Genomic DNA, 26,949 nt, shown 5'->3' with positions numbered 1-26,949 from the left:
TCCGGATCGGGCTGGTGCACGCCGAACCGCGCGCGGCAGGTTTCATCGCGGGTCGACCTTCGGGTAATATCGGCGAAGGATACCCAAATGTGAGGCACGCCAGATGATCACACTTGTTTTCTCAGGAGAGTTCACCGCCGCCCGCCGCGCAGTTTTCGAACGCGCGGCCCAGCGTTGGGAAACGATCATAGAAACGCAGTTCGAACCAATCGAATTTGAGGGAACGGACATAACGGGCGTGCGCATTGACGCATCCATCGCGGATATCGATGGGCCAAGCGGCGTTTTGGGCCAAGCCGGACCAACCGTGCTGCGGCCCGGATCAGAACTGCCGCTGGTCGGGATCATGGAATTTGATCAAGCGGATATCGTGACCTTGGAAAATGCGGGCAGTTTTGAAGACGTAATCTTGCATGAAATGGCCCATGTTCTTGGATTTGGAACGCTATGGGCACGCAACAATCTGATTGCGGGGGCCGGATCGTTGGACCCGCGTTTTGTTGGGGCCGCTGCATCGCGGGAATACGCAGTTCTTGATCCCGACGGGGGCGCGGCGGTGCCCTTGGCCAATACAGGCGGCGCGGGAACGCGCGAAGGGCACTGGCGCGAACTGGTGTTCGGGGATGAATTGCTGACGGGGTTCCTATCGGGCAATGATCGCCCGCTCAGCCGGACGTCGATCGCGTCATTTGAAGACCTTGGGTATGATGTCGATTACACCCGCGCGGACACATTCGTTTTGCCAAGCTTTCACGATCTGGCGCTGATGGGTGTCCCAGAGGCGGTGCGCATTTGTGATTTATGCCGGATGGGTCGCCCTGAACCATACGTGTTTGGACAAACGTCCCCATAGGCAAGTTCACGTTGCCCTGCCCCAAACGAAAAATGGCGCCCCGATCGGGACGCCATTTTCCAATTCTGTATCAGTGCCTTAGGCGACAGCAGCGGCCACTTCGACCATTGCATTGCGCACCATGTCGGCCTCATCAGCGCCATTACCAGAGGCTTTGGCGGCCTCAAAGGCGACTGTTGCATCTGCGACCAGCTTTTCCATTTGCTCTGCCGTGGCTTCGGACTTGGGGAATGCTTTTTCAGCCAGCACGGAAACACCCGTGCCAGTGATTTCAGCGAACCCACCGGAGACCACGTAATCCTCAACGCCGCCCGCATGGGTGACAGTCAGGATACCGGGGCGCAGGGTGGTGATTGTGGGGGCGTGATCGGCCATGGCCGTCATATCCCCGTCAGCACCCGGAATTTGCACCTCGGTCGCGTCCATCTGCGCCAAACGGCGTTCTGGAGAGACAAGATCGAATTTGAAGTCTGCCATATTAGGCTCCTAAAATTTTCGACTTACGCCGCGTCAGCGGCCATTGCTTCGGCTTTGGCTTTCACATCTTCGATGCCGCCAACCATGTAGAACGCACCTTCTGGAAGGTGGTCATACTCGCCTTCAACAACTGCTTTGAACGATGCAATTGTGTCTTCCAGTGGCACCTGAATGCCGTCGGAACCGGTGAAGACCTTGGCAACGTCAAACGGCTGGGACAAGAAGCGTTCGATCTTACGCGCGCGTGTCACAGTCATTTTGTCGTCTTCTGACAATTCGTCCATGCCCAAAATCGCGATGATATCCTGCAAGGATTTGTAACGCTGCAAGATCTGCTGAACGTCTGTCGCAACCTTGTAGTGCTCATCACCAATGATCAGCGGGTCAAGCAAACGCGAGGAGGAGCCAAGCGGGTCAACCGCAGGGTAAATACCCTTTTCGGAAATCGCACGGTCCAGAACGGTTGTCGCATCAAGGTGCGCAAACGATGTCGCTGGCGCGGGGTCTGTCAAGTCATCCGCAGGGACGTACACGGCCTGAACGGATGTGATCGAGCCGCCTTTTGTCGACGCAATACGTTCCTGCATCGCACCCATGTCTGTCGCCAGTGTTGGCTGGTAGCCAACAGCGGACGGGATACGACCCAAAAGCGCGGATACTTCGGAACCGGCCTGTGTGAAGCGGAAGATGTTGTCCACGAAGAACAAAACGTCAGAACCCGTGTCATCGCGGAACTGCTCAGCCAAGGACAGACCTGTCAAAGCGATACGCATACGCGCACCGGGAGGTTCGTTCATCTGGCCGTAGACCAGCGCGATTTTGGACTCTTCGAGGTTATCGGGAACGATAACGCCGGATTCGATCATTTCGTGGTAAAGGTCGTTGCCTTCACGGGTACGCTCACCCACACCGGCGAACACGGACACACCAGAGTGCACCTTCGCGATGTTGTTGATCAATTCCATGATAAGGACTGTTTTACCAACGCCGGCACCACCGAACAGACCAATTTTACCACCCTTCGTGTAAGGCGCGAGAAGGTCGATGACCTTGATGCCTGTCACGAGGATTTCTGTCGCTGTGGACTGGTCTTCGAACTTTGGCGCGTCGCCGTGGATCGAACGGCGGGCTTTCGTGTTCACCGGGCCCTGTTCGTCAACGGGGTCGCCCGTGACGTTCATGATGCGGCCCAATGTTGCGTTGCCGACGGGCACGGAAATCGGTCCGTCCATGTCTGTCACAGCCTGACCACGAACGAGGCCCTCGGTGGCGTCCATCGCGATGGCGCGCACTGTGTTTTCGCCAAGGTGCTGTGCAACCTCAAGCGTCAGCATCTTGCCGTTGTTGTCAGTTGTCAGGGCGTTCAGGATCGCTGGCAGATCGCCATCAAACTGAACGTCCACGACGGCGCCGATCACCTGTGTGATTTTGCCATTTGCTTTAGCCATGTTTTCGGTCTCCGGTTCTCTTACAGCGCTTCCGCGCCGGAAATAATTTCAATCAGCTCGTTGGTGATGACGGCCTGACGGGATCGGTTGTATTGGATTGTCAGTTTGTCGATCATTTCACCAGCGTTGCGGGTCGCGTTGTCCATCGCCGACATACGAGCACCTTGCTCGGATGCGCCGTTTTCCAACAGGGCCGCAAAGATTTGGGTCGCAACTGCGCGCGGCAACAAATCGGCCAAAATGGCTTCTTCGCTTGGCTCGTAGTCGTAAAGCGTGCTGTCATCAGCCTCGGCACCCTCGGGCGCCTCGAACGGGATGATCTGCTGTGCTGTCGGGATCTGCGTGACGACGTTCTGGAATTTCGCGTAGAAAATCGTCGCAACATCGAATTCAGCGGCATCAAAACGGCCCAGAACATCGCGGGCGATGTCTTGTGCGTTGTCATAACCGATGCGCTTAACCTCAGACAGGTCAACGTGGGCGATGAAATGATCGCCCAAGTCACGCTTCATTGAATCACGGCCCTTTTTGCCAACCGTGACGATTTTCACTGTTTTACCAGCGGCCAGAAGTTTGGCGGCATGTGCTTTGGCGTTTTTGGCAATGTTGCCGTTAAAACCACCACACAAACCACGTTCTGACGTCATCACGACAAGAAGGTGCACGTTATCGGACCCGGTGCCGGACAGCAGTTTGGGCGAACCCTCACCACCGGCGGACGCCGCGAGACCAGCCATAACGGCATTGAAACGTTCCGTATAAGGACGGGACATTTCAGCCGCTTCTTGGGCGCGGCGCAATTTAGCGGCCGCGACCATTTGCATGGCTTTCGTGATCTTGCGGGTCGATTTGACCGACGCGATCCGATTTTTAAGGACTTTAAGGTTAGCCATTTGGCTTAACCCCCTTTCTAGTTAAAACAGCGACATGAAAATTAAGGACATGACGCCGATCGCTCCCAAGAGGACAACAATTACACCTGTAACGTGGTCCTGATGTTTCATTTTTCTAAAAGTTTCTAAAGAAACCTCTTTTCTATACATCGACACCTGACCACCCGGGCAACCATCGCAAGGTGAGAACTTTTCTATCCGTTCCTTCTTGCAGTGCAGACAGAGGTAGGTGAAAGGCATCCTTCCCTTAAGTAAAGTCAGCTGCGAACGGATCGAGTGCTGCTTTCAGTTTGTCAGCTGCATCGCCTTTGATCTTGGGATCGTCGTTCGTGATCCAAGCCAAAACATCCGCGTGGTTGGCGTGCATATGCTTAAGCAATGCTGCTTCCCACTCGCCGACACGGGATACGTCGACGTTGTCGAGGTAGCCGTTCGTGCCAGCAAAGATGACGACAACGATTTCAGCGTTTGTCAGCGGTGAATACTGCTTTTGCTTCATCAGCTCTGTGAGGCGGGCACCACGGGCCAGAAGGCGCTGCGTTGCAGCATCCAGATCGGAACCGAACTGCGCGAAGGCAGCCATTTCACGGTACTGAGCCAAGGACAGTTTAACCGGACCAGCCACAGAGGACATCGCCTTTGTCTGCGCGGACGAACCAACGCGGGACACGGACAGACCTGTGTTCACAGCAGGGCGGATACCTTGGTAGAACAATTCTGTTTCCAAGAAAATCTGACCATCGGTGATCGAAATCACGTTTGTCGGGATAAACGCGGACACGTCACCACCCTGTGTTTCGATGACAGGCAAGGCTGTCAAAGAACCGGAACCGTTGTCTTCGTTCAATTTGGAAGAACGCTCAAGCAAACGAGAGTGAAGGTAGAAAACGTCGCCAGGGTACGCTTCGCGGCCTGGTGGACGACGGAGCAGAAGGGACATCTGGCGATACGCAACAGCCTGCTTGGAGAGGTCATCATAAATGATCAGCGCGTGGCGGCCATTGTCGCGGAAATGTTCGCCCATGGATGTCGCAGCATATGGTGCGAGGAACTGGAGCGGAGCCGGGTCAGACGCTGTCGCAGCAACCACAACAGAATATTCCATCGCGCCTGCTTCTTCGAGCTTTTTGACCAACTGTGCCACTGTGGAACGCTTTTGGCCGATGGCCACGTAAACGCAATACAGCTTCTTGGACTCATCGTCGCCCGCGGCTTCGTTGTAGGATTTCTGGTTCAGGATCGTGTCAAGCGCGATCGCTGTTTTACCTGTCTGGCGGTCACCAATGATCAATTCGCGCTGGCCACGGCCAACGGGGATCATCGCGTCCACAGATTTCAGGCCAGTCGCCATAGGCTCGTGAACAGATTTACGCGGGATGATGCCCGGTGCTTTCGCATCCGCAATCGCGCGCTTTTTGGTTTTGATAGGGCCTTTACCGTCCAGCGGATTGCCGAGACCGTCAACAACGCGACCGAGAAGTTCGTCACCAACTGGCACGTCCACAATTGCGTTCGTCCGCTTAACTGTGTCGCCTTCTTTGATGTCTTGGTCGGAACCGAAGATAACAACACCGACGTTGTCGGATTCAAGGTTCAGCGCCATGCCCTGAATTCCACCGGGGAATTCAACCATTTCACCGGCCTGAATGTTGTCCAGACCGTAAACGCGCGCAATACCGTCACCGACGGACAGCACACGGCCTACTTCTGCGACTTCGGCTTCTTGGCCGAAGTTCTTAATCTGGTCCTTGAGGATCGCGGAGATTTCCGCAGCTTGGATCGCCATTACCGGGCCTCTTTCATAGTGTTCTGGAGGGCGTTGAGCTTTGATTTGACCGACGTGTCGATCATCTTGGAGCCAACTTTAACGACAAGACCGCCGATGAGGGTTTCATCGACGCTCGCATTGATGATTACATCTGAGCCGACGGACGCCTTCAGCGTTTTCGCCAGTTTGTCAGATTGTGCTTTGGTCAGGGCTTTGGCGGAAACGACGTCTGCCGTTACCTCACCCTTTTGTTCCGCGATTTTCGCACGCAATGCGGCGATCATCTGCGGGACCACGAACAAACGACGCTTGGACGCCATCAGCGCCATTGTGTTTGTCATGGTCTTGGACAGTTTCATTTTCTTGGCCACGGCCCCGATTGCAGCACCCTGTTCGGCACGGCTATAGAGTGGGGATGTGATCAAGGCGCGCAAATCATCGCTGCCCTCAAGGGCGGACGACAGGGCATTGATGTCAGTTTCAAGAGCTTTAAGCCCTTTCGCGTCATTCGACAAATCGAAGACAGCGGTGGCATAGCGCGTGGCGATGCCGGAGGAAATCGAAGCTGGTTCGGACACGTCCACCCTTCCGATGTTCATGGCCCTATTTTCGTTCCGGTCCGGAACTCCGCAGGGCGCCACTCTCAAGCCTCACGCAAACGCGAGGCAGCTAAATCAGGGGCGATGTAGCAGAGGGTTTGGCGTGGGGCAACCGCCTTGCGTCGCAATTTGTTAAGCGATTTTTGCCTTAAACATATGAAGATGCAGCATGGTGGCGCAGCGACCTGCGACACTTTGGACCCAACCGGACAGATGAATCCCTTCGATTAGCGCCAAGTTGGTGGAAACGAAGGGCACACAATGGCGATTCTTTCGCGCTTTGCGGGTGTTTTGTCCCTTAAGCCGAAAGAGCCACTGGTTCATCGTAAAACGGCACGGGCGGCGTGCTGGCAAAATGGCTCGCTTTGATCTTGTCATAAAGCTCGGCGTAGGCCGGAACCTGCAACAGTTCTTGCGCGCGTGTGCGATGCCAATCAAGCGACGCTTCGTGCAGATCGAACAATTCGGGGTCTTTCAGCAAATCATCCACTGCGTCGCGCAGATCAGGGTTCGCCTGCGTCGACATTTCATCAACCACGTCGTTGTGATTGAATTTTTCCCAATAATGCAGCGCATTTTCAAGGTCGAGCTCGGTGGGTTGAACGCCCTTCATCGGGTTGGCATTGCCGCGATCGCGTTGAAGCAGATAGCCCTGAAACGACCGGATCGTGTAATGCGCCACATCCACAAGGCCAAACGCCGTCATGCGCGCAGGCAATGCCTTAAATGGTTCACTGAATTTTTCAGCCGGGATATATTCGCCGTCACCGTTCACCCAGCGCACGCGATCCACGTCTTTGGGCGCGATTTCGGGGGAGTTATTTGCAAAGTTGACCCATGAGAATTCACCACGGGCCAGATATTTCACAGGTGCTCGGCGATTGTTGGTGTCTGCCCGCAGATGAAAGGATTCAGTGACAAGGCTGTTTTCCGTCAGAATACCGTCATTACCACCACACCCGAATGTATGCAGCGAAAGTGAAATTGCGTCGGCTTCGGGCACGGCCGCAACCAGATCTTCGATTTTGCCATTGCCGACCTTGATGCGGATAAATTCGTCAGCGTCCAGATGCGTCACCCAGTCAGACCGGCGCAGGCGGGCCAATTCATTGACGTAGCGGACCAGTTCGATGTGATGGCGTGGGTTGTTCATACGCACGGACGGATTGGTTGTGTGGCGCAAAATGCCCATTTCATCCAGCCGTTCGAGGATCAGGTCAGAGAAATCAGAGCAATCATTGGAAAAAACCAGCATATCGTTGATACCGATAGAGCGATTGTGCGCCACCCATTCAAGGATATAGGGGCCTTCGTTTTTCATTGGGGTGATAGATGTCACTCGCATATGCTCGATTCCCTTATATTGCTGTGCCGACACGTGCCGCACTGAACGATTTATTGATTAATTGTTCATGAAAACGGCAACATTAGGGTCAAAACGCTGCAATTGTTGGGTGTAGAAGGGGCAATTGGGGCGCTGGCCCTAGATCGGCTTCACCACGGGGCCGCCCATGCCCTCAAGCACACGCAGGGGCCGTTTGACCGCCTCTGTCAGGCCCGGGCGTTTTGGCTGGGGCACCTGTTTGGTGACTTCCACCATCAAAACACCGCCCGCTGCGAACACGGGTAAATGACGTCCGGCACTTTCCATTGTATTGGCCAGCTTGCGCCAGCCGCGTTTGGCCGATGGGGGTTGATACAGCGTCGAAAGCGTTTTTGTCGGGATCAACCCGATGGAGCGCAGCTGCAATTCGAGCTGCCCCATGGAATAGGGTCGCCCGAACCCGAACGGCGTTGCGTCCGAACGTGACCAAAGCCCCGTGCGGTTAGGCACAATAAACACCGCCCGCCCTTCAGGGGCCAGCACACGCCAACATTCATCCAACATCGCCATAGGATGATCGGACGTTTCCAAACCGTGCAGCAGCACCAATTTGTCCACCGAACCGGCGGCAAGCGGCCACAACGTATCTTCGCACAACACGCTGACGTTCTTTTCCCCTGCGGGCCATGGCATCACGCCTTGGGGGCCCGGCATCAGCCCGATAACGCGGCGCGCCTCACCCAGAAACGGGCGCAACAGCGGCACCGCGAATCCGAACCCAACAACAGTTTGTGCCCTTGCATCGGGCCACATCCGCACCAGTTCTGTACGGATAACCTTTTGGGCCGCACGCCCAAGCGGGCTGCGATAATAAAATTCCCGAAGATCATGCACGTCCAGATGCATTGCGGCCCCACGTCGTTTCAGCGACAATTAAGATACCATAGCAACACAAGGTGACAACGCCATGCCCCTCGAACTGCTCACGATCCCCTGCCTGGCGGATAACTACGCCTATTTGCTGCACAACGCGGATACAGAACAGACGTTGCTGGTGGATGCGCCGGATGCGCCGCCCATTCAGGCGGCACTTGACGCACAAGGCTGGACATTGACGGATATCTTGCTGACCCATCATCATTGGGATCATGTGGACGGGCTTGCACCGCTTCGGGGATCGGCGCGGGTGATCGGTGCCCAGGCAGACGCGCACCGCCTGCCCCGCCTCGATCTCGCAATAGCTGAAGGGGACGTTGTCCGCATTTGTGGCGAAGATGCGCATGTGATGGATGTGTCCGGGCATACCATTGGCCATATCGCACTGCACTTTGCGGGTTCTGGCATTGTGTTCACTGCCGACAGCCTCATGGCGCTGGGGTGTGGGCGATTGTTCGAAGGCACGCCCGCGCAGATGTGGGGTTCGATGCAAAAACTCCGCGCCCTGCCCGATGATACGCGGGTCTGTTCGGGGCACGAATATACCGAAACGAACGCGGCGTTCGCGATGACTATTGAACCTGAGAACGCGGACCTTATCTCTCGGGTAGACGAAATCACCAAAACCCGCGCCGCAGGGCACCCGACAGTCCCATCTGACCTCGGCGTCGAAAAGCGCACCAACCCGTTCCTGCGTGCCGATGTGGGCGCGCTTCAATCTGCCATGGGGTTAACCAACACCGATCCGGTCGATGTCTTTACCGCCGTGCGCAAAAAACGCGATGTTTTCTAGAACGCCGGAAATCGCCGCATACGCCTAAAAAACAGGCCTGTCAGACGCACATGCAGGCTACAAAAGACACAATGTAACAACATCGTGGCAAGTTTTTCCTTGAAGCCGCGCAGAATAAGCCGAAATTTAACTATAAGAGGTCACGGTTGGCGCGAAACACAGACCCGCGCAGACCCCCGATAAAGAGGAGCACGCAACGTGCCATCATTTTCGACAACGCTTGAGCAGTCCATTCATTCCGCGCTGGCCTTGGCCAATGCGCGCAAACACGAACTCGCCACACTCGAGCACCTGTTGCTCGCCCTGATCGATGAGCCTGACGCCGCACGCGTCATGAAGGCCTGTTCGGTTGATCTCGAAGAATTGCGCAAAACGCTTGATGATTTTATCGAGGACGACCTGTCCACGCTGGTGACCGAAGTCGAAGGGTCCGAAGCGGTCCCGACAGCCGCCTTCCAACGCGTGATCCAACGCGCGGCAATCCATGTCCAATCCAGCGGGCGCACCGAAGTCACTGGCGCAAATGTGCTGGTCGCGATCTTTGCCGAACGCGAAAGCAATGCCGCCTACTTCCTGCAAGATCAGGATATGACGCGCTATGACGCAGTGAATTTCATTGCCCACGGTGTCGCCAAAGACCCCGCATTCGGCGAAGCGCGCCCGGTATCAGGCGCCCCATCATTGGATGAAGAAGCAGAGGCAGCAGGTGATTCCGGTAAGGACGAAAGCGCGCTGGCGAAATACTGTGTCGATCTGAACGTCAAAGCCCAGGAAGGCGATGTTGACCCGCTGATCGGGCGCGACCACGAAGTCGAACGCTGCATTCAAGTGCTGTGCCGCCGCCGCAAGAACAACCCCCTTTTGGTGGGTGATCCAGGTGTTGGCAAAACCGCCATCGCGGAAGGTTTGGCACGCAAAGTGGTTAACGGCGAAGTGCCCGAGGTCCTGTCTGAAACGACGATCTATTCGTTGGACATGGGCGCGCTGCTGGCCGGAACCCGTTACCGCGGTGATTTCGAAGAACGCCTGAAGGCCGTCATGACCGAACTTGAGGATCACGACGATGCGGTGCTGTTCATCGACGAAATCCACACTGTAATTGGCGCAGGTGCCACGTCTGGCGGCGCAATGGATGCGTCCAACCTGCTGAAACCCGCGCTTGCGGGCGGCAAACTGCGCTGCATGGGTTCGACAACCTACAAAGAGTTCCGCCAACATTTCGAGAAGGACCGCGCACTCGCCCGTCGTTTTCAGAAAATCGACGTGAACGAGCCTTCGGTTGAGGATTCAATCAAGATTTTGAAAGGGTTGAAGCCGTATTTCGAGGACCACCACCAGATCAAATACACCGCGGACGCGATCAAATCCGCCGTGGAACTCGCCGCGCGCTATATCAATGACCGCAAGCTGCCTGACAAAGCGATCGATGTGATCGACGAAGCAGGTGCCGCACAGCATCTGGTTACCGAATCCAAGCGCCGTAAGACCATCGGCGCCAAAGAGATCGAGGCCGTAGTCGCGAAAATTGCCCGCATTCCGCCAAAGAATGTCACGAAAGACGATGCCGAAGTTCTGAAAGATCTGGAATCAAGCCTCAAACGCGTGGTGTTCGGGCAGGACGATGCAATTGTGGCGCTGTCCTCAGCCATCAAACTGGCACGCGCGGGTCTGCGCGAACCTGAAAAACCTATCGGAAACTACCTGTTCGCGGGTCCGACAGGCGTGGGCAAAACCGAAGTCGCCAAGCAGTTGGCTGATACTTTGGGCGTTGAATTGATGCGCTTTGACATGTCTGAATATATGGAAAAGCACGCGGTTTCACGTCTGATCGGTGCCCCTCCCGGCTACGTCGGCTTTGATCAAGGTGGCATGCTGACTGATGGAGTTGATCAAAATCCACACTGCGTATTGCTGCTTGATGAAATGGAAAAGGCCCACCCGGACGTCTACAACATTCTGTTGCAGGTGATGGATCACGGCAAACTGACCGACCATAACGGCCGGACAACCGATTTCCGCAATGTTATCATCATCATGACGTCCAACGCAGGTGCCTCTGAAATGGCGAAAGAAGCGATCGGATTTAACCGTGATCGCCGCACAGGCGAAGACACAGCAGCCATCGAGAAGACGTTCACGCCGGAATTCCGCAACCGTTTGGATGCAGTGGTCAGCTTTGCGCCTTTGGGCAAAGAAGTGATCTTGCAGGTGGTCGAAAAATTCGTCCTCCAGCTTGAGGCCCAATTGATGGACCGCAATGTGTCGATTGAACTGACACGCCCGGCGGCTGAATGGCTGGCTGACAAGGGCTATGATGACAAAATGGGTGCGCGTCCGCTGGGCCGTGTGATCCAAGAACACATCAAAAAACCACTGGCCGAAGAGTTGTTATTCGGCAGCCTCGCCAAAGGTGGCCACGTCAAAGTTGGTATGAAAAAAGGTGAATTGGACTTGCAGATCGAACCTCCGGAAAAGGCTCGTATTTCTAAGGACAAACCACCCCTCCTCGCAGCGGACTAATGCGCCTTACACTTGCACTCCTATCCTGCGCCATGCCCGCCGTGGCGCAGGATATTTCCCTCGCCCTTCCGATCGACTGCACCTTGGGCGACAGCTGTTATATCCAGAATTACGTCGATCATGACCCCACCGAAGGCGCGTCAGATTTCCAGTGTGGCGTCCTCACTTATGATGGCCACAAAGGCACGGATTTCGGGCTGATCTCCCTTACTGCAATGGAAGATGGTGTCGACGTTCTCGCAGCGGCGGCTGGTACCGTGCGCGGCGTGCGCAATGACATGCGTGATGTGCTGTATACGCTTGATCTGGCTGGCGAAATCAATGGGCGCGATTGCGGAAATGGTGTCGTTGTCGTGCATGATAATGGGTGGGAAACCCAGTATTGTCACATGCGCATGGGCTCAGTCTCGGTCCTGCCCGGCGATATCGTCGAAACCGGTGATGTCTTGGGTCTGGTTGGTCTTTCGGGGCGCACCCAGTTCCCGCATGTCCACATCTCGGTGCGTCAAGGTGGGCAAATGGTTGATCCGTTTGCGCCTGAAGGACAGACAGATTGCAACGCTGCACCTGTCGATGGCCTTTGGGATGCCTCAATCACCACACCGACTGGCGGCCTACTTGCGACAGGGTTTTCCGCCAAAATCCCGAACTACGCAGCCGTAAAAGCAGGCACTGCAGCGGCGCAAACGCTGATGTCGGATGCACCAATTGTTTTGTGGGCCTTTGCATTTGGCGCACAAGCGGGGGATGTCATGACCTTATCGATTGAAGGGCCCGGCGGCCCGCTTTTTGAAACCGAAGATGTGCTGGATCGTCAACAAGCCCTGTTCATGCGCGCCGGCGGGCTGAATCCGCCAGACGTTGGTTTTCCTGCGGGCAACTATACGGGCACGGCGATCCAAATGCGCGATGGCGTCGAACTTGACCGTCAAATCACGGTCATCACCCTGCCGTAACTGCCCCGCGATTGTCTCGTGCCAGCGCCACGCGCCAAGGATCATGCGCGTCGAAGCCGCTCCTTCAGATCACCGCTCTGTCAGCTTTAGCTCAATCCGGCGGTTCTGCGCGCGGGCTTCATCCGTGTTTGCCGGGTTCAATGGCTGGTACTGCCCAAACCCGTTCGCCGCCAAGCGATCTGGCGGAATCGCAAGGAAATTCACCATGTATAGCACAACGGAAAGCGCGCGTGCCTGGCTTAGCTCCCAGTTGTTGGCAAAAGCGCCTGCGCCCGACAGCGGCACATTGTCGGTGTGCCCGTCGACACGAATGACCCAATCGATCTCATCCGGGATTTCCCCCGCGACGTCGCGCAAAATTTGGGCAATTTTGGCTATTTCCTGGCGTCCCTCGGCAGACAGTTCGGCGGCGCCCTGTTCGAAAAGCACCTCAGAGGAGAACACGAACCTGTCCCCTTCAATCCGCACGCCGTCGACACCTTCGAGCACCCCGCGCAGCAGGCCAAGGAAATCCGACCGGAACCGTTCCAATTCAACCGCTTCTGCCGCGAGGCGTTCCAGCTCAGCGGCTTCCAGAACGCTGGCGCGCCGTTCAGCTAGCAACGCCCGCGCCATGGCCGTGTTCAAATCCTGCGTCAGAGTTTCGATCTGTACGTTTGCCGTTACATCTTCGTCGTTTGCCAAATCCAGCAACCCTTGCAGGCGGCCCAATTCGCTGCGCAGCGCGGCCACTTGCTCGTTCAGTAATGCGACCTGCCGCTGGCTTTCGGCAGACAAGGCTTGTTCTTGGGACAACGCTTCGTTCGCTTGTGCAAGCAACGCTGTCTGACGATCCAGATCGGTTGAAACAGCCCCCGAAGACGCCTGCGCCGCCGCCAACGCCGCAACAGCTGCGGCCAATTCATCGCCCAAGGTCGCCCGTTGGTCTGCGGCATCAGACATAGCAGCCTCTAACTCCGTGCGCGCGATCAGTGCTTGGGCCAACTGCGTCTCAAGCGCGGCGCGCGTCACATCCGCGTCCTGTTGATCCTCAACGGCTGCGGCCAATCGCTGCGCGAGCTCCTCCCGCTCAAGGCCCAAGGATTGCGCGGCTGCCTCTGCTTCTTGTTGGGCCAGCAATGCAATCGCAAGATTGCTGTCCAAATCATCCCGCGCCGCCTCGGCCGCAGCGAGCAATGTCAGTGTGTTTTCTGCATCGCGCCGCTGTTCTTCCAGGGCAAGCGTCATCGCGGTCAGTTCCGTGTCCGCATTTTCAAGGCGCGCGCGCAGGGCTTCGGCGGCGGCTGCATCAACCAATCGCTGGGCTTCGAGCGCGGAAATCTGTTCGTCCGCCGCAGTGCCGTCTGCTTCAAGTTCAGCAATCATGGCCTCTAGGGCTTCGCGGCGCGCGGCGGCAAGTCGTGCGGCTTCTGCACCCGCATCAATCTCGTCTCGTGCTTGTGCCAATGCCAGGTTCAACGCCTCTTGGGATGAAATCAGCTCGGCCTCACGGGCTTCCAGCGCTTCAATCGCCGCCGTTGCATCACGGCGTTGCGCCAACAATCCCGCCACTTGCGCCTCGAACCCCGTGATGCGCGCAGTTGCGTTCGAAAGGTCGGTATTAAGCCGTGAGATAATCGCATTTTGTCGCGCAACAGCGGCCTCACTGTCGTTCAACGCGGTTTGCATGGTTGCCAGATCAGCAGACAACGTGCCGACCTGCGCATTAAGATCAGCCGAGCGTTGTTCTTGCATCCCCAAGGCTTGCGACAGCGAATTGGCCAGCGCGTTCAGCTCATCCAGCTCGTTTTCCTGCCCAGTGATCGTTTCTTGCAGGACGAATTGCAAAACCATGAAAATGGTCAGGACAAACATCAGCACCAGCAATAGCCCGGTCATCGCGTCTACGAAGCCCGGCCAGATAGACGCTTGAAAACGCGCACCTGTTCTGCGGCTTAAGGCCATGACTTAGCCGCCATCCTGATTGGTTTTGCGCGCCTCGCGTGTGCCTTGGCGCACGGCCTTGGTCAGCCCTGCCATGTCTGCGCGCAGGTCCTGAATGATTTCCTGACGTCCGGCGGCCATTTCTTCAAGAACGCGCAGCAAACCGACATCGATGGACCGCAACCGCATCCGGCTTTCGGCGTCGATGCCTTCCATGCCCGTATCTTTCAGCGCAGCAATCAGGCTTTCTTGGGCGTCGGCCACGCGGGTCAGTTGCGCCGATGCTTCGTCTGTTGACGTGCCTTTAGCGAGTTGTTCAACAGCACCCGCAAGCGCGCCGATACGTTCGTTGGCTTCTGTGCGGCTGGCCTCGGACGCGGCAAACATCACCTGCATGCGTTCCATCTGTTCAACCATATGATCAACGACGCCCGCCATCGCGGATTGATCGCCACCGCCTTCGTCATTTGCGGCCAACCCGACGCGCGTGATCGTGGACAACCATTCTTCGAGTTCGCGGTAAAACCGGTTCTGCCCGTGGCTTGCAAACAGTTCCAAAAGCCCGACGACCAAAGACCCTGCAAGACCAAGCAGGGACGACGCGAACGCAATTCCCATTCCGCCCAACTGGCTTTCGAGGCCCGCCTGCAAGCGTTCAAACACCTGTGCGCCGGTTTCGCCTTCGCCGGGGGTTAGGGATTGGATGGTTTCGACCAAGGCCGGCACCGTGGTTGCAAGGCCATAAAACGTGCCCAAAAGACCAAGAAAAATCAATGTGTTGACGATATATCGCGTGATTTCACGATCTTCGTCAATACGCTGGGACACGGAATCGAGGATGGATCGTGAGGAACTGGACGACAATTGCATCCGCGCCCCGCGCGATCCCAAAAGCGTCGCCAAAGGTGCAAGCAGCCCCGGCGCCTTGATCACATCAGAACCGAGCTTTTCGCTCGCGAACGCCTCAATCCAGCCGACGGATTTGATCAGCTGCCAGACCTGCCCGAAACACGACAACACGCCGATCACGAAGACCAGAAAAATAAACCCGTTCAGGTATGGATTGGCCAAAAACACGGGTCCGACCCGTGGAAAAGCCACATATACGCCCGCGCAGACCAACGCCAAAACCACCAGCATCGAAATGATCTGGCGCCAAGGTTGTGAGAACTGCGGCTCGGCCTTTTGGTCCCCTGTTGCCATGGGATCAGGCACCTCTTTGTTGTTTGTTAACAATCATAATAGGGGGTCGGCGCGCAAACCCCAAACAAAATCACGTCAATTCGCGCACACGCGCCACAAGCCACGCCATATCAGGATCCTTAATCCCCATCATGACCAAATGATCCGCAGTATTGAACAGATATTCAGGGTTCGGACCGCGCCCGCCAACGGATCGCGCAATAAGCTGCGCCTGCTTTTCAAGGTCGTATTGGCAGTATTGTTCGTGATCGCGGTTGATCACATAGGCCAGGGCCTGAACGTCGCGCCCGTCTTTCAGGGCCAGTGGCACCTGGGCTTCTAAATAGGCGCTCGAAATCAATTCACGTTCGCGCAGTTCGGCCAGAACACGGGTTTCGTCCGCCTCGGCGACGCGAAACGCTACACCTGTGCAGGTCGCATCCGCGGCGTCCAGCGCCAGCACCAGACCCGGTTCATCGACTGTGCCGCGGTGGTGGATCGACAGCATGCAGAAACTGCGATGGTATCCGTGCAATGTTGCCGTCACGGCCTCTGCGGGTTCAAACCCCGGATTCCACAGCAATGATCCGTACCCAAACACCCACATTGTCATTGTTATGGCCCTTCTCTTTCGCGTCCTCTAAACACCAATCACTGGTCTGATGAAAGGGTCACAGATGCGTAAACTCATTGTCCTCGTGGTTGTGGCCGCAACGCTGTATGGCGGTTACTGGTTTGTGGGGCGGTCCCAAATTCAGGATCGGCTGACCGAGGCCTTGGTGCAGGTTGATGCGGGCGATTATGATTTATCATACGACACGCTGCACACACGCGGGTTTCCGTCACGCTTTGACACCACGATCACGGATCTGGAATTTTATGATCCGACAGGCCGCGTGACCTATTTTGCGCCGACGTTTCAACTGTTCGCGCTGTCCTATCGCCCCAACGAGGTGATCGCCGTTTTCCCACAAGAACAAACATTGGACATTGATGGCGAAGTGTTCACGCTGATCACCAACGACATGCGCGCGTCCGGCAAAGTACGCGCCAATGCCGCGCTCGCGTTTCAAACCGCCACGATCGAGGCGGACAATCCGCGCATCCGCAGTGAAGAAGGTGCCGAACTGGCCATGGCCAGCCTTCTGGCCGCGATGCGCCTGAGCCCCGGCACAACGCAGACCTATGACGCCTTCGTTGAGGCCCGATCCATCGTGTTGCCCGAAGACATCCGCCGAATGATTGACCCCCAAAACCTGCAACCGCCAATTATTCAAAACCTGCGGTTTGACAGTGACGTGACCCTATCCGCCCCGATTGAGCTGAACGGTGACGCGGCGATGTCTGCCCAGATCGAAACGCTCAGTATTACGGAATTTGCGCTGGCGTGGGGGGATATGTCCCTGTCAGCCATCGGGGACGTCACGCCAGATGATTTCGGGGTTTTGAACGGATCAATTTCAATCTCGGCGCGCAACTGGCAACAAGCGCTGGATTTGGCCGTGTCCACAGGTGTGGTGAACGCTGATCGCCGTTTTCTTGTTTTAGAAATCGCCAACAATATGGACGAAACACCCCATATTCCCGACACGCTGACGCTGACGCTAAACATCACAGACGGGAACATGATGCTGGGCGCGATGCCGCTGGGGGCCGCGCCGCTGCTGCGTTAACGGCAGTAGCTGCCTGATCGGTAATCGGCTGTGTCAAAATGAAAATGATCACGGTGGAACCGGTCTGCCTCTGGCCCCAGAACCGTGCCGAACGGACCACAGGCCGCCTGCCACATCTGGCGCAACTGGCTGGCGTAGCGGCCGTTCCAATCGCTCAGAACTGTCATTTCCGTCCCATCGACAAGCCCGACGCCCGCAATATCAATCGCGTTGCCAAAGCTGTGTTCGGACAAACGTGCGCCCGATTGGTTGTTGCGGCTTCGGCACGAATAATGTGCCACCACCCGCAAGGACGACAGGCCGCCCCCTGTATCACCGACCGCAGGGCGTGCGCCGGTTTCGATCCATGTTTTCAACGCGGTTGCGGTTCCGCAATCGATGATCGCCGGGGTCGACAGCGTCACGCCGGACACGGACGTCAAACGCACTGCATTTTCGATCCCGCAGGCCCCTGCGCCATCCACCGTGCCGATGGTTTCACCAAATAACGCCGGATCACCGCACACATTGCCCGGACCAACGGTAGGTTCGGGTGCCTCGCGCGAACAGCCTCCCAGCGCGATTACCAATATGAATGCGCCCCAGACCTTCATGGCTTCGGATACCGGCCAAAGTTAGGGGCGTCTGTGTCTTGGCCGGCTTCGATGATGCCGCGCCGGATGGAACGGGTGCGCGTGAAATAGTCGTGCAACAAATCGCCGTCGCCCTGTCGGATCGCACGTTGGAGGGCGAATAGTTCTTCGGTGAAACGGCCCAGGATTTCGAGGGTCGCGTCTTTGTTGTTCAGAAACACATCGCGCCACATGGTCGGATCAGACGCTGCGATGCGGGTGAAATCCCGAAAACCCGTCGCGGAAAATTGCACCACTTCGCTTTCACTCACGCGGCTTAGGTCATCGGCCACGCCGACCATCGTGTATGCGATCAGGTGGGGTGTGTGCGATGTGACGGCCAACACCAAATCGTGGTGGTCCGCGTCCATTTCATCGACATTGCTGCCCAGTGCTTCCCAGTAGGTGCGCAATTTCGCAACCTCGGCCGCGTCCGCGCCATTCGGGGTCAACAGACACCAGCGGTTGTCGAACAATTCCGCGAAACCAGATTCGGGCCCGGATTGTTCGGTGCCTGCCAGCGGGTGTGCGGGAATGAAATGCACGCCATCAGGTATATGCGGGCTGACGGCATCAATCACCGCACGTTTCACCGACCCCACGTCAGACACCACTGCACCTGTTTTCAACAAGGGGCCGATTTCGGCAGCGACGGCATCCATCGCGCCCACGGGCACACACAGGATCACAAGGTCCGCGTCCGCGACGGCATCGGCCACACTGTCACAGATACGGTCACACAGGCCAATGTTGCGCGCAGTATCGCGAGTCGCGGCGGACCGCGCATACCCGACGGTTTCGCCCGCAAGGCCGCCCCGTTTCATCGCCCAAAACAAGGATGATGCAATCAGGCCAAGGCCGATCAATGCAACGCGATTGTACATCACGGTCATTTTGATGCCCCTTTGAATTGGCCAATGGCGTGGACCACGCGGCGGCACGATGCCTCATCGCCGACAGTGATGCGCAGGCAGTTCGGCAAGCCATAGCCGCCGACCAAACGCACGATGATCCCTTGGGTCATCAGATGATCATTGCAGGCCTTCGCGTCGGCTTCGGAGGCGAACCGCACAAGGATGAAGTTTGCTGTCGATATATCGGATGGCAACCCGATTTCAGCCAACGCCCCTGCCATCCAATCACGTTGTTTGGCATTGTCGGTGCGGCATTTTTCGGTGTGTGCGACATCGCGCATCGCGGCCTCTGCGGCGGCCAATGCGGGTGCGGAAATATTGAACGGACCGCGAATACGCATCAGCACATCGATGATCTGCTGGCTTGCGTAGCCGTATCCGATCCGCAGACCGCCCAAACCGTAAATCTTGGAAAACGTGCGCGTCATGATGACGTTGTCCCGGCTGTCCACCAGCGATTTGCCCGCATCATACCCTTCTACGTATTCGGAATATGCCCCGTCCAGCACCAGCACAGCACCGGCGGGCAGCCCATCCGCGAGGCGTTCCAGATCACCCTGACCGATCATCGTGCCTGTCGGGTTGGCGGGGTTGGCGATGTAGCACACTTTGGTTTTCTTGGTGCAGGCCGCCAGCAATGCATCCACATCCACGACACGATCCCGTTCGGCCACCACAACAGGTTTCGCGCCATTGGCGTTGGCATAAATCGGATACATGGCAAAGCCGTGTTCGGTGAACAGAACCTCATCGCCTTTGCCTGCAAAGGCCTGTGCAATCATCATTAGGATTTCACCCGACCCGTTGCCGCAGATGATGCGGTCCGGGTCCAGCCCCCAAACGTCACTGATTGCAGCGCGCAAGGTGCCATGATCCGTGGACGGATAGCGGTGGAGCGTGTGGGACGCCCGAACAAGCGCTTCTTTGGCAGCCTCGGAGGGGCCAAACGGGTTTTCGTTGCTCGACAGTTTCAGGACATTTTCAACACCGTCCACATGGCTTTTGCCGCCCTGATACAGTGCGATGTCCATAATGCCGGGTTGTGCTTTGATCTTAGTCATCGGGTCCGTCCAAATAGCGTCCCTGCCCTTCTAATGCGGCAGGGACGCAGAGACCAGATGCGTTACTTTTTCATTGCTTCTTTCATACGAATTTTAGCGTTCGCAGAAATCCAGTCCATGCCGGCAAGGATAATGCCGGAAAATACGAAGCTCATGTGGATAATCACGAACCACATCAATTCGTTGTTGCCATAAATTTCATCAGCTTCAGGTACGCCGATTTCCATGAACCGTTTCAGCAGGTGAATGGCGGAAATCGCGACAATCGATGCGATCAGTTTCATTTTCAGGCCGGAAAAGTCGACAGTGCCCATCCAATCGGGTTTGTCATCTTCATCGCTGATATCCATTTTCGACACGAAATTTTCGTAGCCCGAAAACAGCACGATCAGCAAAAGGTTCGCGGCGAGCGTAAGGTCGATCAGTGTCAAAACGACCAGAATGGACTTGTCCGAGGACATCGTCACCACCTGCGGCATGTAATAAATCAACTCGCGGCAAAAGATGAACGTCAACATCGCAAGCGCGAACACGAGGCCCAGATACATCGGCGCCATCAGCCAACGGGATGCGAACAGCCCGCGTTCGAACGTTTCTTCCATGGAATAGGATTCAGGTTTTTGATTTTCGTCTGACATACACGTGCGCCCCAATAAGTTGTTTTCTTTCTGGATAGCCCTGCCAAAACCGATCGGGCAACCGCCAAGCCCTTGCACGCGTGGTTCAAATAGATTTTCCGCCCACCTGAATCAAAAAAGCCGCACCCGATGGGGCGCGGCTTTCTTAAATCTTGTCTCAGAAGGCTTAGTTCTGAGCGTAGTATTCGATCACGAGGTTCGGTTCCATCATAACCGGGTATGGAACGTCGCCCAGACCAGGTGTGCGGATGAACGTCGCTGTCATCTTGGAGTGATCCGCTTCGACGTAGTCAGGAACGTCACGCTCGGCCAGTGCAACAGCGTCCAGAACGGCGACGTTCTGCTTGGACTTTGTACGGACTTCGACGACATCGCCTTCTTTGACGCGGTAAGACGGGATGTTCACCTTCTTGCCGTTCACAGTGACGTGGCCGTGGTTTACGAACTGGCGCGCAGCAAACACAGTCGCCACGAACTTGGCACGGTAAACAACAGCGTCCAAGCGACGCTCGAGCAAACCAATCAGGTTTTCACCGGTGTCGCCTTTAACACGCTCGGCCTCACCAAAGATGCGGCGGAATTGCTTTTCAGTCAGGTCGCCGTAGTAACCCTTCAGCTTTTGCTTAGCGCGCAGCTGCATACCGAAGTCGGACAATTTGCCCTTACGACGCTGGCCGTGCTGGCCGGGTCCGTATTCACGACGGTTGACGGGGGATTTCGGACGACCCCAGATGTTTTCACCCATCCGGCGGTCAATTTTGTACTTGGCAGACGTGCGTTTGGTCACGGCTGATCTCCTTCTTGGGGCCCTATCGGGCGTGAAGGGCGTTGTCCTTTGGGGCGAACCCCTGACAGGAATCCCCTTGCGGGGCCCACCAACACCAATTGAAACGCTGCATTACGACTGACCCAGACGCGAGTCAACGGCTATCTGGACGGGCGCGCAAAACGATATTGCTGGGGTGACGCAGCGCGATGCGAAGCGTGGCAAATATCACCGCCAAAGCGATGATCAACCACAAGATTCCCACGATCCCTTCGGTCAGGCCCGTTTGGGTGGCAATGCGTTCCGCATCGCTCATGTTGGGGCCACGGTATGGGCTGGGGAAAATCGTGTCGGTGATGATGTCCCACGGTACGTAAAGCATACTGACAAAGCCGATGACCCGCAGACTAAGATCACTCAGTTGCGCGGGCAGTTTCCATGCCATCCCGATAATTGCCCCGCCCAGAAGGGCCGCAAAAACAAACGGGAACAGATCGCGGATGTAGATCACACTAACCGCGATCAGCAACGCGCCGACGCCCGCGGCCACACCGCGATCCGCCCGCGTGTTGACCGCGGCCAGAAACAACCCCGCCCCGATCAACAAAGACCCAAGGTATCCCGCCGTCGAAATCACAAAGCCGTTGCCGCCGCGTGTCCAGGCCACGCCGCCTTCGTTGCGGGAAAACGAAATACTTTCGACCGAACCGCCCGTCAAAAGGGCGGCAGCCGCGTGGGATATTTCATGAAAGACGACCACAAGAACCCGCAACGGCCATATCACATCCGTCCCCCACAGCGCGTAAATCATCGCCGTGAGCACGATCAATTGCCAATGGCCGGACAGAAACTGCGCGACTTTCGTCACGGATCAGGCGGCGTCGTGGCGCAAAATCGCGGCTTCTGATGCAGACACAACACGGCGTGCATAGGCCCCGTAGGCATTGGCATCTTCCGCAATATCAGGCACCTGCGCAAACAGTCGGGCGCGATCATCGTCACCAAGGTTCTCAAGACCCGCACTGGCAGGATGGAAGCTTTCGCTTTCTACGCCATTGGCGAACACGACCTCATGGCTCGGCAGGAGCATGTGGATATAGCGCACTTCGCGCATGGAACGGTCAACATAGATTGAACCATCATTCACAAGATCACGCGCCGTCACCAACACTTCGTCGGTGTTGAACAGCGCCCGTGCCCGCGCACCCTTCACCATCACACGGTGATCGGGGCTGACCAAAAGGCCGGCATCCGGCACATCATTGTCAAGCGATCCGGCACGCAGCCTGACCGGGCAAAGATGCGGCATCGCATAAAGGCGGGCCCCCGTCACACGGCGCGCACCCGTCCACAGGACTTCTTGGCAGCCGTTGTCTTTGGTCTGTACGCGCGTGCCCTCACCGATGTCCTCAACCCGCATGAGCCCACCTTCGGTGCGGATCATCGTGCCCGGGGTGAAACAAATCACGCCACCTGCTGGATCATCGTTCTGGTCTCTGGATTTCAATTCAACAGTGTGATTCACAATCCACAAATCAGCGGTGCGCGGGGGAATTTCGCCAACAAACATGCACAACCTGGCCGACGGCGTCGCGCCTTCGATCAGGGTCACGGTCCATGTGTCGCGCCCGTCGGTCACCGTGAAGGATTGCTCGAACGGAACGGGTTCGACCTCCACCAGATCAAGACGTGATGTGTTCACTTCGACAGCGCGCAACAACCGGCGCACAGACATGGCTGCCCGCTCGCGGATGTCGGCCTCTCCGGCCGCGTCGCCCAGTGGTAAAATTTCTGCGGGTCCGTCCACCCGTACCGCTTCGCCCGTCCATGACCATGCCGTGCCGACCCGCAAGTTTTCAAGCGGTGCCGACCAGAACCCATCGAGTTCCGTCTGTGACCAGGAAATGACGAACGTGCCCTTAAAGCCCGTTTTCATGCCCGTTTCTGCCTCTGTCTGGCCCCGTCATTTGGCGCGGGGTCCTGTGATAGAGGTTAACAGAGGTGAATCGGACCGATCAAGTTACTTTAACGTCAGTCGTTAACTATTTATTTAGAAGTTGAAATTCAGCTTCAGTGACCCGACGATTTGGCCACCATCCTGACCTACGTATTCTTCGCTAAGATACGTCAAACCATAGAAATATGAGATCCCGTCGCCGAACCGCCAGTGCACTCCGGCGCGTGCGCGAAACCGTTCCTCTTGTGCCACAGTGCCAAAGCTGGCGGGGAAATAGGCGCTGTCACCGACCGACGCATAATCCGCGCCCAGAACAAATCCGGTGCCCGGGCGCCCGCTTTCGATGCCTGAATAAAGTTGTCCGGACGCGCTGTCGCGCAGCCACATATCGTTCTGAAGAGTTTCCCCAATCAAGACATCCGCACCGACACGCACGAAATCTTCCACACCGTACTGGGCCTCAACGAAGGGGCGCAGCGTGGTCGCGGTGCCGATCGGCAAACGGTAAGACAGCTCAGTCAGAACGGTCGGATGGACTGCATTTTCAACCTGATTGTCTTCGACAAACGCGGATGGGTTGGGTGCGCTGATGATATCGTGAAACCAGTCTTGCATATCAAGAATACCGGTCTGCGGACCGGTCGCGACCAGATCAACACCGGCAGAAATGTTTGCAGCGCCGCGTGCGAAATGTGTGTGCACACCCGCCGACACAGCACCAACATAGGCACGGTCGCTTGACCCGGGGCCATTCACCGTAGACGGCGCAATAATCTCGGAACGCAGACGGTATTCAATGATTGCACCGGGCGTCGAGGGACGCACACCGTCCCATTCAGGGCCACGCACGATCGAATAGGCGTAAGACCCCGACCGCCAGCGATCCTCGTTATCGCCAAAGAAATCATTGGTGAAAATACGTCCGTAACCCAACGTCTCACGCTCTTGCGCCGCGCTCGGGGAGGCCATCATCAGACCCGCACATATCATCGCAATCAGTCGCATCGTTCACCCCAATAATCTACTTTTGGGCCTCTATATGACAACGGGCCGCCTGTTGGCGACCCGTATCTCATGCAAATGCGCCAGATTTTAGGCAACGGCCAGATAAGGGAAACGCATGCGCAACCGCGATATTCACAGATCAAGCGGGTTTTTCCCGTCATGCGTTGAACGCCATCTGTCAAATTCAGCCACATCGGCAGATGGCCTGTCATACTTTCCAGAACACCATCGCGGCGCATGACTTTGTGCCAAAAATCCCCGCAACATGAACCAGTATCATGGCCTTTGTAGTCGCCCTAGGGATTTGGAGGGTTTGTCACCGGGGCAACCTTTCAGACGGCGTCAATCAGGTGGCGATTTCAGCATCGTTCGGCGCCTGCACTGGCGGTGTAACAAATAACGCGGCAATCATTGCCACGCCCACAGCAACAAGGCCAAACAGCGCAATCGTGCCAACGAAGGCAAAGCCCAGCCCGACCATGAAAGTGGCGGACGCGAACAGAACTGCATTGGATACGGCGGATTTCAGTTTGATAATCAGGTTGGTCATTTGGCTCTCCGGTTTCATCAATTGTTTTGATGATCCTGAGATAGGGCGGCGGATATACGTCCGCCTGACGAACACCTTACAATTCTGTAAAGTTGATCGCGATGCGAAGCCCCTGCGGCGTATTTTCCGCCAGATCAAGCCGCGCGCCGTGTCGATCTGCAACTGCGCGCACCAATGCCAGACCAAGGCCTGATCCTTGGGTGCTGCGGGCCGCATCAAGACGCACCATGGGTTTGATAATTTCCGCAAACTGGGCGGGATCGACACCTGCACCGTTGTCAGCCACGCCCATTTTGGGACCATCAACGAACAGAATGATCCGGTCGCCACCATGGACCAGCGCGTTTTGGATCAGATTGGCCATGGCCTGAACCAACATGCCACGATCTGCCTGCACCGTTGCGGGTGACACAACATCGACCGCCAGTATCTTGCCCTCATCCTCGACCACAGGGCCATAAATTTCGGCCATCTCGCGTACGAAGTCGTCCATGACCAATGGTTCAAACCCATCACGACCTTGACCGGCCTCGATCCGGGCAACACGCATGATGGTGTCAAACACGTCGGATAGATGGCTCGCCTCCTCTAACGCGGCCCCACGTCCGTCACTGGCAGGCAACATTTCCAACTGCGCGCGCAACCTTGCCAAAGGCGTGCGCAAATCATGGGCAATGCTGGCGCTAAGGTGACGGGTTTGGCTGACAAGGCGTTCAAGCTCTGCCGCGGTTTGGTCAAGGTTTTGGGACATGTCATCAAGATCGTCTTTTGACTTCGAATGTCCGCTCCGCGCTGACAAATCCCCTGACGCGAGGCGATCCAAGGTGGTGTTGATTTGCGCCAAACGTCGCTGCGCCAGCAGTCCCGCCCAGACCCCAATCGCAAGGGTCAGCGCAATTACAATCGCAGCCGTCGTCCACAAAATTTGCGCCAGAAGTTCCTGCGCGTCTTCACTGTCGTCGATCGGGATGCCCACCATAATCGGCAGGCCCGTATTGTCTTGCGCCACCAAGACACGCCACACGTCAGAACGCATCAAATCATCGCGCAAGAAAACCGTCCCACCGCCGCGCAAAGCGGCACGGCGAAACGGATCGGGAAGACCGGATAAATCATCCAACGGGCGCAGGATCAACGCGGCCGTGCCCCTGTCTATTTCTGCGGCTGAATTCCCCTGAGCGAGTATTTCTAGCGTTGCATCCAACCGCCGCTCGTTTGCCCGCTGCCCAAGGGTCAATGCAACGAAAATTGCGACGACAAAACCAATCGCAAATATGCCCGACAACAGTGCCGCCAAACGCAATGTCGAAGATCGTTGAAGCCACCTAAACCGCACAAGCCACTCACGCACCAAAGACATAACCTTCTCCCCGCCGCGTCCGCAAAAGGGGGTCTTCGAACGGTTTGTCGATCTTGGCCCGCAGACGACTGATGTGGGTTTCGACAACACTGGTCGTCGGATCAAAACTCATGTCCCACACCTGTTCCAACAACATCGTGCGGGTCACCAAACGACCGGGCCGGCGCATCAAATATTCCAGCAGCTTTATCTCTTTCGCCATCAGATCGATCGACTGGCCTTGGCGTTCGCAACGACGCGACAGCAGGTCCAGCGTCAGGTCAGCATAGCGCAACGTCGTCTGGGTCGCCTCCGAGGTATCACCCCCCTCACGTCTTCGGCCCAAGGCACCCACACGGGCGGATAATTCGGCGAAGGCAAAGGGTTTGGTCAGATAATCATCGCCCCCTGCCTCAAACCCCTCGACGCGGGCGTCGACCTCCCCAAGGGCGGTCAGAAACAAGGCAGGGGTGTTGTTTCTTGAGGCACGCAAGGATTTAAGAACGGCCAAGCCATCAAGCCCCGGCACCATACGATCAAGGATCAATAGATCAAAATCCTGCCCCATCGCCGCGATCAACGCATCTTTACCGTCGTCAAAATGATCAACGACATGGCCTTCTTCGCGCAAACCACCCGCGATCCAAGGTGCGAGCTGTTTGTCGTCTTCTAAAAGCAAAATACGCATTGTGGTCCTTGGGGGCGAAAGTGAAATTGCGACAGGCCGCCGTTTCTGGCAGCCTATCGCGCTTTGGTGATCGAC

At 56.6% G+C, this 26,949-nt stretch carries 26 protein-coding genes; 5 read left to right on the top strand and 21 right to left on the bottom strand.

The annotated features are described in order from the left end of the window. Window positions 1-103 precede the first annotated feature (103 nt). Window positions 104-853, top strand: a complete 750-nt coding sequence (locus L0664_RS01400; RefSeq protein ID WP_235223837.1) for a leishmanolysin-related zinc metalloendopeptidase — start codon at window positions 104-106, stop codon at window positions 851-853. A 78-nt stretch (window positions 854-931) separates the two neighbouring features. Here L0664_RS01400 and L0664_RS01395 read toward each other — a convergent pair whose 3' ends face one another. From L0664_RS01395 to L0664_RS01365, 7 genes are all read right to left on the bottom strand, one after another. After that, window positions 932-1,330 carry a F0F1 ATP synthase subunit epsilon gene (locus tag L0664_RS01395; RefSeq protein WP_235223836.1) on the bottom strand — a complete coding sequence of 133 codons (399 nt, stop codon included), beginning with the start codon at window positions 1,328-1,330 and terminating at the stop codon, window positions 932-934. Window positions 1,331-1,353: 23 nt separating this feature from the next. Next, window positions 1,354-2,778, bottom strand: coding sequence for a F0F1 ATP synthase subunit beta (gene atpD, locus L0664_RS01390; protein ID WP_235223835.1), 1,425 nt, complete (start codon window positions 2,776-2,778; stop codon window positions 1,354-1,356). A 20-nt stretch (window positions 2,779-2,798) separates the two neighbouring features. Further along, on the bottom strand, window positions 2,799-3,671 hold the full coding sequence (locus L0664_RS01385) for a F0F1 ATP synthase subunit gamma (RefSeq protein WP_235223834.1): 873 nt from the start codon (window positions 3,669-3,671) through the stop codon (window positions 2,799-2,801). A 247-nt stretch (window positions 3,672-3,918) separates the two neighbouring features. Continuing rightward, the gene (gene atpA / locus L0664_RS01380) at window positions 3,919-5,457 is read right to left on the bottom strand and encodes a F0F1 ATP synthase subunit alpha (protein ID WP_235223833.1); all 1,539 of its coding nucleotides are present in this window, start codon (window positions 5,455-5,457) and stop codon (window positions 3,919-3,921) included. Beyond that, complete coding sequence (locus L0664_RS01375) at window positions 5,457-6,017, bottom strand: F0F1 ATP synthase subunit delta (protein ID WP_235223832.1); 561 nt, start codon at window positions 6,015-6,017, stop codon at window positions 5,457-5,459. The genes atpA and L0664_RS01375 overlap by 1 nt, the downstream gene beginning before the upstream one ends. Window positions 6,018-6,336: 319 nt before the next feature. After that, entirely contained in the window at window positions 6,337-7,383 is a 1,047-nt protein-coding gene (locus L0664_RS01370; protein ID WP_235223831.1) for a glycosyltransferase family 2 protein, read from the bottom strand. Between the two features lie 138 nt (window positions 7,384-7,521). Next, complete coding sequence (locus tag L0664_RS01365) at window positions 7,522-8,268, bottom strand: class I SAM-dependent methyltransferase (protein WP_235224878.1); 747 nt, start codon at window positions 8,266-8,268, stop codon at window positions 7,522-7,524. A gap of 61 nt (window positions 8,269-8,329) precedes the next feature. Between L0664_RS01365 and gloB the strand changes: the two genes are divergently transcribed. From gloB to L0664_RS01350, 3 genes are all read left to right on the top strand, one after another. Continuing rightward, window positions 8,330-9,091 carry a hydroxyacylglutathione hydrolase gene (gene gloB, locus L0664_RS01360; protein WP_235223830.1) on the top strand — a complete coding sequence of 254 codons (762 nt, stop codon included), beginning with the start codon at window positions 8,330-8,332 and terminating at the stop codon, window positions 9,089-9,091. Between the two features lie 198 nt (window positions 9,092-9,289). Beyond that, window positions 9,290-11,611 carry an ATP-dependent Clp protease ATP-binding subunit ClpA gene (gene clpA / locus L0664_RS01355; protein ID WP_235223829.1) on the top strand — a complete coding sequence of 774 codons (2,322 nt, stop codon included), beginning with the start codon at window positions 9,290-9,292 and terminating at the stop codon, window positions 11,609-11,611. After that, window positions 11,611-12,567 carry a M23 family metallopeptidase gene (locus L0664_RS01350; protein ID WP_235223828.1) on the top strand — a complete coding sequence of 319 codons (957 nt, stop codon included), beginning with the start codon at window positions 11,611-11,613 and terminating at the stop codon, window positions 12,565-12,567. The genes clpA and L0664_RS01350 overlap by 1 nt, the downstream gene beginning before the upstream one ends. Before the next feature lie 69 nt (window positions 12,568-12,636). Here L0664_RS01350 and L0664_RS01345 read toward each other — a convergent pair whose 3' ends face one another. The 3 genes from L0664_RS01345 to L0664_RS01335 form a co-directional block, all read right to left on the bottom strand. Then, complete coding sequence (locus L0664_RS01345) at window positions 12,637-14,511, bottom strand: peptidoglycan -binding protein (protein WP_235223827.1); 1,875 nt, start codon at window positions 14,509-14,511, stop codon at window positions 12,637-12,639. A gap of 3 nt (window positions 14,512-14,514) precedes the next feature. Continuing rightward, window positions 14,515-15,693 (bottom strand): biopolymer transporter ExbB, encoded by a 1,179-nt coding sequence (locus tag L0664_RS01340; RefSeq protein WP_235223826.1) that lies wholly within the window; start codon window positions 15,691-15,693, stop codon window positions 14,515-14,517. A gap of 70 nt (window positions 15,694-15,763) precedes the next feature. Next, window positions 15,764-16,285: a gamma-glutamylcyclotransferase gene (locus L0664_RS01335; RefSeq protein ID WP_235223825.1), complete on the bottom strand. Its 522-nt coding sequence runs from the start codon at window positions 16,283-16,285 to the stop codon at window positions 15,764-15,766. A 64-nt stretch (window positions 16,286-16,349) separates the two neighbouring features. Between L0664_RS01335 and L0664_RS01330 the strand changes: the two genes are divergently transcribed. After that, window positions 16,350-17,345: a DUF2125 domain-containing protein gene (locus L0664_RS01330; RefSeq protein WP_235223824.1), complete on the top strand. Its 996-nt coding sequence runs from the start codon at window positions 16,350-16,352 to the stop codon at window positions 17,343-17,345. Here the strand turns inward: L0664_RS01330 and L0664_RS01325 are convergent. The 11 genes from L0664_RS01325 to L0664_RS01275 form a co-directional block, all read right to left on the bottom strand. After that, window positions 17,342-17,914, bottom strand: coding sequence for an extensin-like domain-containing protein (locus L0664_RS01325; protein ID WP_235223823.1), 573 nt, complete (start codon window positions 17,912-17,914; stop codon window positions 17,342-17,344). The two genes, L0664_RS01330 and L0664_RS01325, sit on opposite strands and share 4 nt — an antisense overlap. A 20-nt stretch (window positions 17,915-17,934) precedes the next feature. Continuing rightward, window positions 17,935-18,849, bottom strand: coding sequence for a prephenate/arogenate dehydrogenase family protein (locus L0664_RS01320; protein WP_235223822.1), 915 nt, complete (start codon window positions 18,847-18,849; stop codon window positions 17,935-17,937). Then, complete coding sequence (gene hisC, locus L0664_RS01315; protein WP_235223821.1) at window positions 18,846-19,931, bottom strand: histidinol-phosphate transaminase; 1,086 nt, start codon at window positions 19,929-19,931, stop codon at window positions 18,846-18,848. The genes L0664_RS01320 and hisC overlap by 4 nt, the downstream gene beginning before the upstream one ends. Before the next feature lie 62 nt (window positions 19,932-19,993). Then, entirely contained in the window at window positions 19,994-20,569 is a 576-nt protein-coding gene (locus L0664_RS01310) for a TIGR00645 family protein (RefSeq protein ID WP_235223820.1), read from the bottom strand. Window positions 20,570-20,735: 166 nt separating this feature from the next. Further along, complete coding sequence (gene rpsD, locus L0664_RS01305; RefSeq protein ID WP_235223819.1) at window positions 20,736-21,356, bottom strand: 30S ribosomal protein S4; 621 nt, start codon at window positions 21,354-21,356, stop codon at window positions 20,736-20,738. A gap of 133 nt (window positions 21,357-21,489) precedes the next feature. Continuing rightward, the gene (locus tag L0664_RS01300) at window positions 21,490-22,203 is read right to left on the bottom strand and encodes a M50 family metallopeptidase (RefSeq protein WP_235223818.1); all 714 of its coding nucleotides are present in this window, start codon (window positions 22,201-22,203) and stop codon (window positions 21,490-21,492) included. Window positions 22,204-22,206: 3 nt separating this feature from the next. Further along, window positions 22,207-23,271 carry a Hint domain-containing protein gene (locus L0664_RS01295; protein WP_235223817.1) on the bottom strand — a complete coding sequence of 355 codons (1,065 nt, stop codon included), beginning with the start codon at window positions 23,269-23,271 and terminating at the stop codon, window positions 22,207-22,209. Between the two features lie 114 nt (window positions 23,272-23,385). Continuing rightward, the gene (locus tag L0664_RS01290; protein WP_235223816.1) at window positions 23,386-24,297 is read right to left on the bottom strand and encodes a lipid A-modifier LpxR family protein; all 912 of its coding nucleotides are present in this window, start codon (window positions 24,295-24,297) and stop codon (window positions 23,386-23,388) included. 346 nt (window positions 24,298-24,643) lie between these two features. Beyond that, window positions 24,644-24,847 carry a hypothetical protein gene (locus L0664_RS01285; RefSeq protein ID WP_235223815.1) on the bottom strand — a complete coding sequence of 68 codons (204 nt, stop codon included), beginning with the start codon at window positions 24,845-24,847 and terminating at the stop codon, window positions 24,644-24,646. A 76-nt stretch (window positions 24,848-24,923) separates the two neighbouring features. Further along, window positions 24,924-26,207: a sensor histidine kinase gene (locus L0664_RS01280; protein WP_235223814.1), complete on the bottom strand. Its 1,284-nt coding sequence runs from the start codon at window positions 26,205-26,207 to the stop codon at window positions 24,924-24,926. Next, a complete protein-coding gene (locus tag L0664_RS01275) occupies window positions 26,191-26,874 on the bottom strand; it encodes a winged helix-turn-helix domain-containing protein (protein WP_235223813.1) in 684 nt (227 codons plus the stop codon). Before L0664_RS01275 ends, L0664_RS01280 begins: the two co-directional genes overlap by 17 nt. Between the last annotated feature and the right edge of the window lie 75 nt (window positions 26,875-26,949).

It is taken from the genome of Octadecabacter dasysiphoniae (assembly GCF_021532615.1).
GTDB lineage: Bacteria > Pseudomonadota > Alphaproteobacteria > Rhodobacterales > Rhodobacteraceae > Octadecabacter > Octadecabacter dasysiphoniae.
This window is presented reverse-complemented; position numbering and strand designations above follow the sequence as displayed.

Bases quoted from the DNA above. Each gene is read 5' to 3' on its own strand.
- L0664_RS01400 (WP_235223837.1), top strand. From the start codon at position 104: ATGATCACACTTGTTTTCTCAGGAGAGTTCACCGCCGCCCGCCGCGCA.
- L0664_RS01395 (WP_235223836.1), bottom strand. From the start codon at position 1,330: ATGGCAGACTTCAAATTCGATCTTGTCTCTCCAGAACGCCGTTTGGCG.
- atpD (WP_235223835.1), bottom strand. From the start codon at position 2,778: ATGGCTAAAGCAAATGGCAAAATCACACAGGTGATCGGCGCCGTCGTG.
- L0664_RS01385 (WP_235223834.1), bottom strand. From the start codon at position 3,671: ATGGCTAACCTTAAAGTCCTTAAAAATCGGATCGCGTCGGTCAAATCG.
- atpA (WP_235223833.1), bottom strand. From the start codon at position 5,457: ATGGCGATCCAAGCTGCGGAAATCTCCGCGATCCTCAAGGACCAGATT.
- L0664_RS01370 (WP_235223831.1), bottom strand. From the start codon at position 7,383: ATGCGAGTGACATCTATCACCCCAATGAAAAACGAAGGCCCCTATATC.
- L0664_RS01365 (WP_235224878.1), bottom strand. From the start codon at position 8,268: ATGCATCTGGACGTGCATGATCTTCGGGAATTTTATTATCGCAGCCCG.
- gloB (WP_235223830.1), top strand. From the start codon at position 8,330: ATGCCCCTCGAACTGCTCACGATCCCCTGCCTGGCGGATAACTACGCC.
- L0664_RS01350 (WP_235223828.1), top strand. From the start codon at position 11,611: ATGCGCCTTACACTTGCACTCCTATCCTGCGCCATGCCCGCCGTGGCG.
- L0664_RS01345 (WP_235223827.1), bottom strand. From the start codon at position 14,511: ATGGCCTTAAGCCGCAGAACAGGTGCGCGTTTTCAAGCGTCTATCTGG.
- L0664_RS01340 (WP_235223826.1), bottom strand. From the start codon at position 15,693: ATGGCAACAGGGGACCAAAAGGCCGAGCCGCAGTTCTCACAACCTTGG.
- L0664_RS01335 (WP_235223825.1), bottom strand. From the start codon at position 16,285: ATGACAATGTGGGTGTTTGGGTACGGATCATTGCTGTGGAATCCGGGG.
- L0664_RS01330 (WP_235223824.1), top strand. From the start codon at position 16,350: ATGCGTAAACTCATTGTCCTCGTGGTTGTGGCCGCAACGCTGTATGGC.
- L0664_RS01320 (WP_235223822.1), bottom strand. From the start codon at position 18,849: ATGACCGTGATGTACAATCGCGTTGCATTGATCGGCCTTGGCCTGATT.
- hisC (WP_235223821.1), bottom strand. From the start codon at position 19,931: ATGACTAAGATCAAAGCACAACCCGGCATTATGGACATCGCACTGTAT.
- L0664_RS01310 (WP_235223820.1), bottom strand. From the start codon at position 20,569: ATGTCAGACGAAAATCAAAAACCTGAATCCTATTCCATGGAAGAAACG.
- L0664_RS01295 (WP_235223817.1), bottom strand. From the start codon at position 23,271: ATGAAAACGGGCTTTAAGGGCACGTTCGTCATTTCCTGGTCACAGACG.
- L0664_RS01290 (WP_235223816.1), bottom strand. From the start codon at position 24,297: ATGCGACTGATTGCGATGATATGTGCGGGTCTGATGATGGCCTCCCCG.
- L0664_RS01285 (WP_235223815.1), bottom strand. From the start codon at position 24,847: ATGACCAACCTGATTATCAAACTGAAATCCGCCGTATCCAATGCAGTT.
- L0664_RS01280 (WP_235223814.1), bottom strand. From the start codon at position 26,207: ATGTCTTTGGTGCGTGAGTGGCTTGTGCGGTTTAGGTGGCTTCAACGA.
- L0664_RS01275 (WP_235223813.1), bottom strand. From the start codon at position 26,874: ATGCGTATTTTGCTTTTAGAAGACGACAAACAGCTCGCACCTTGGATC.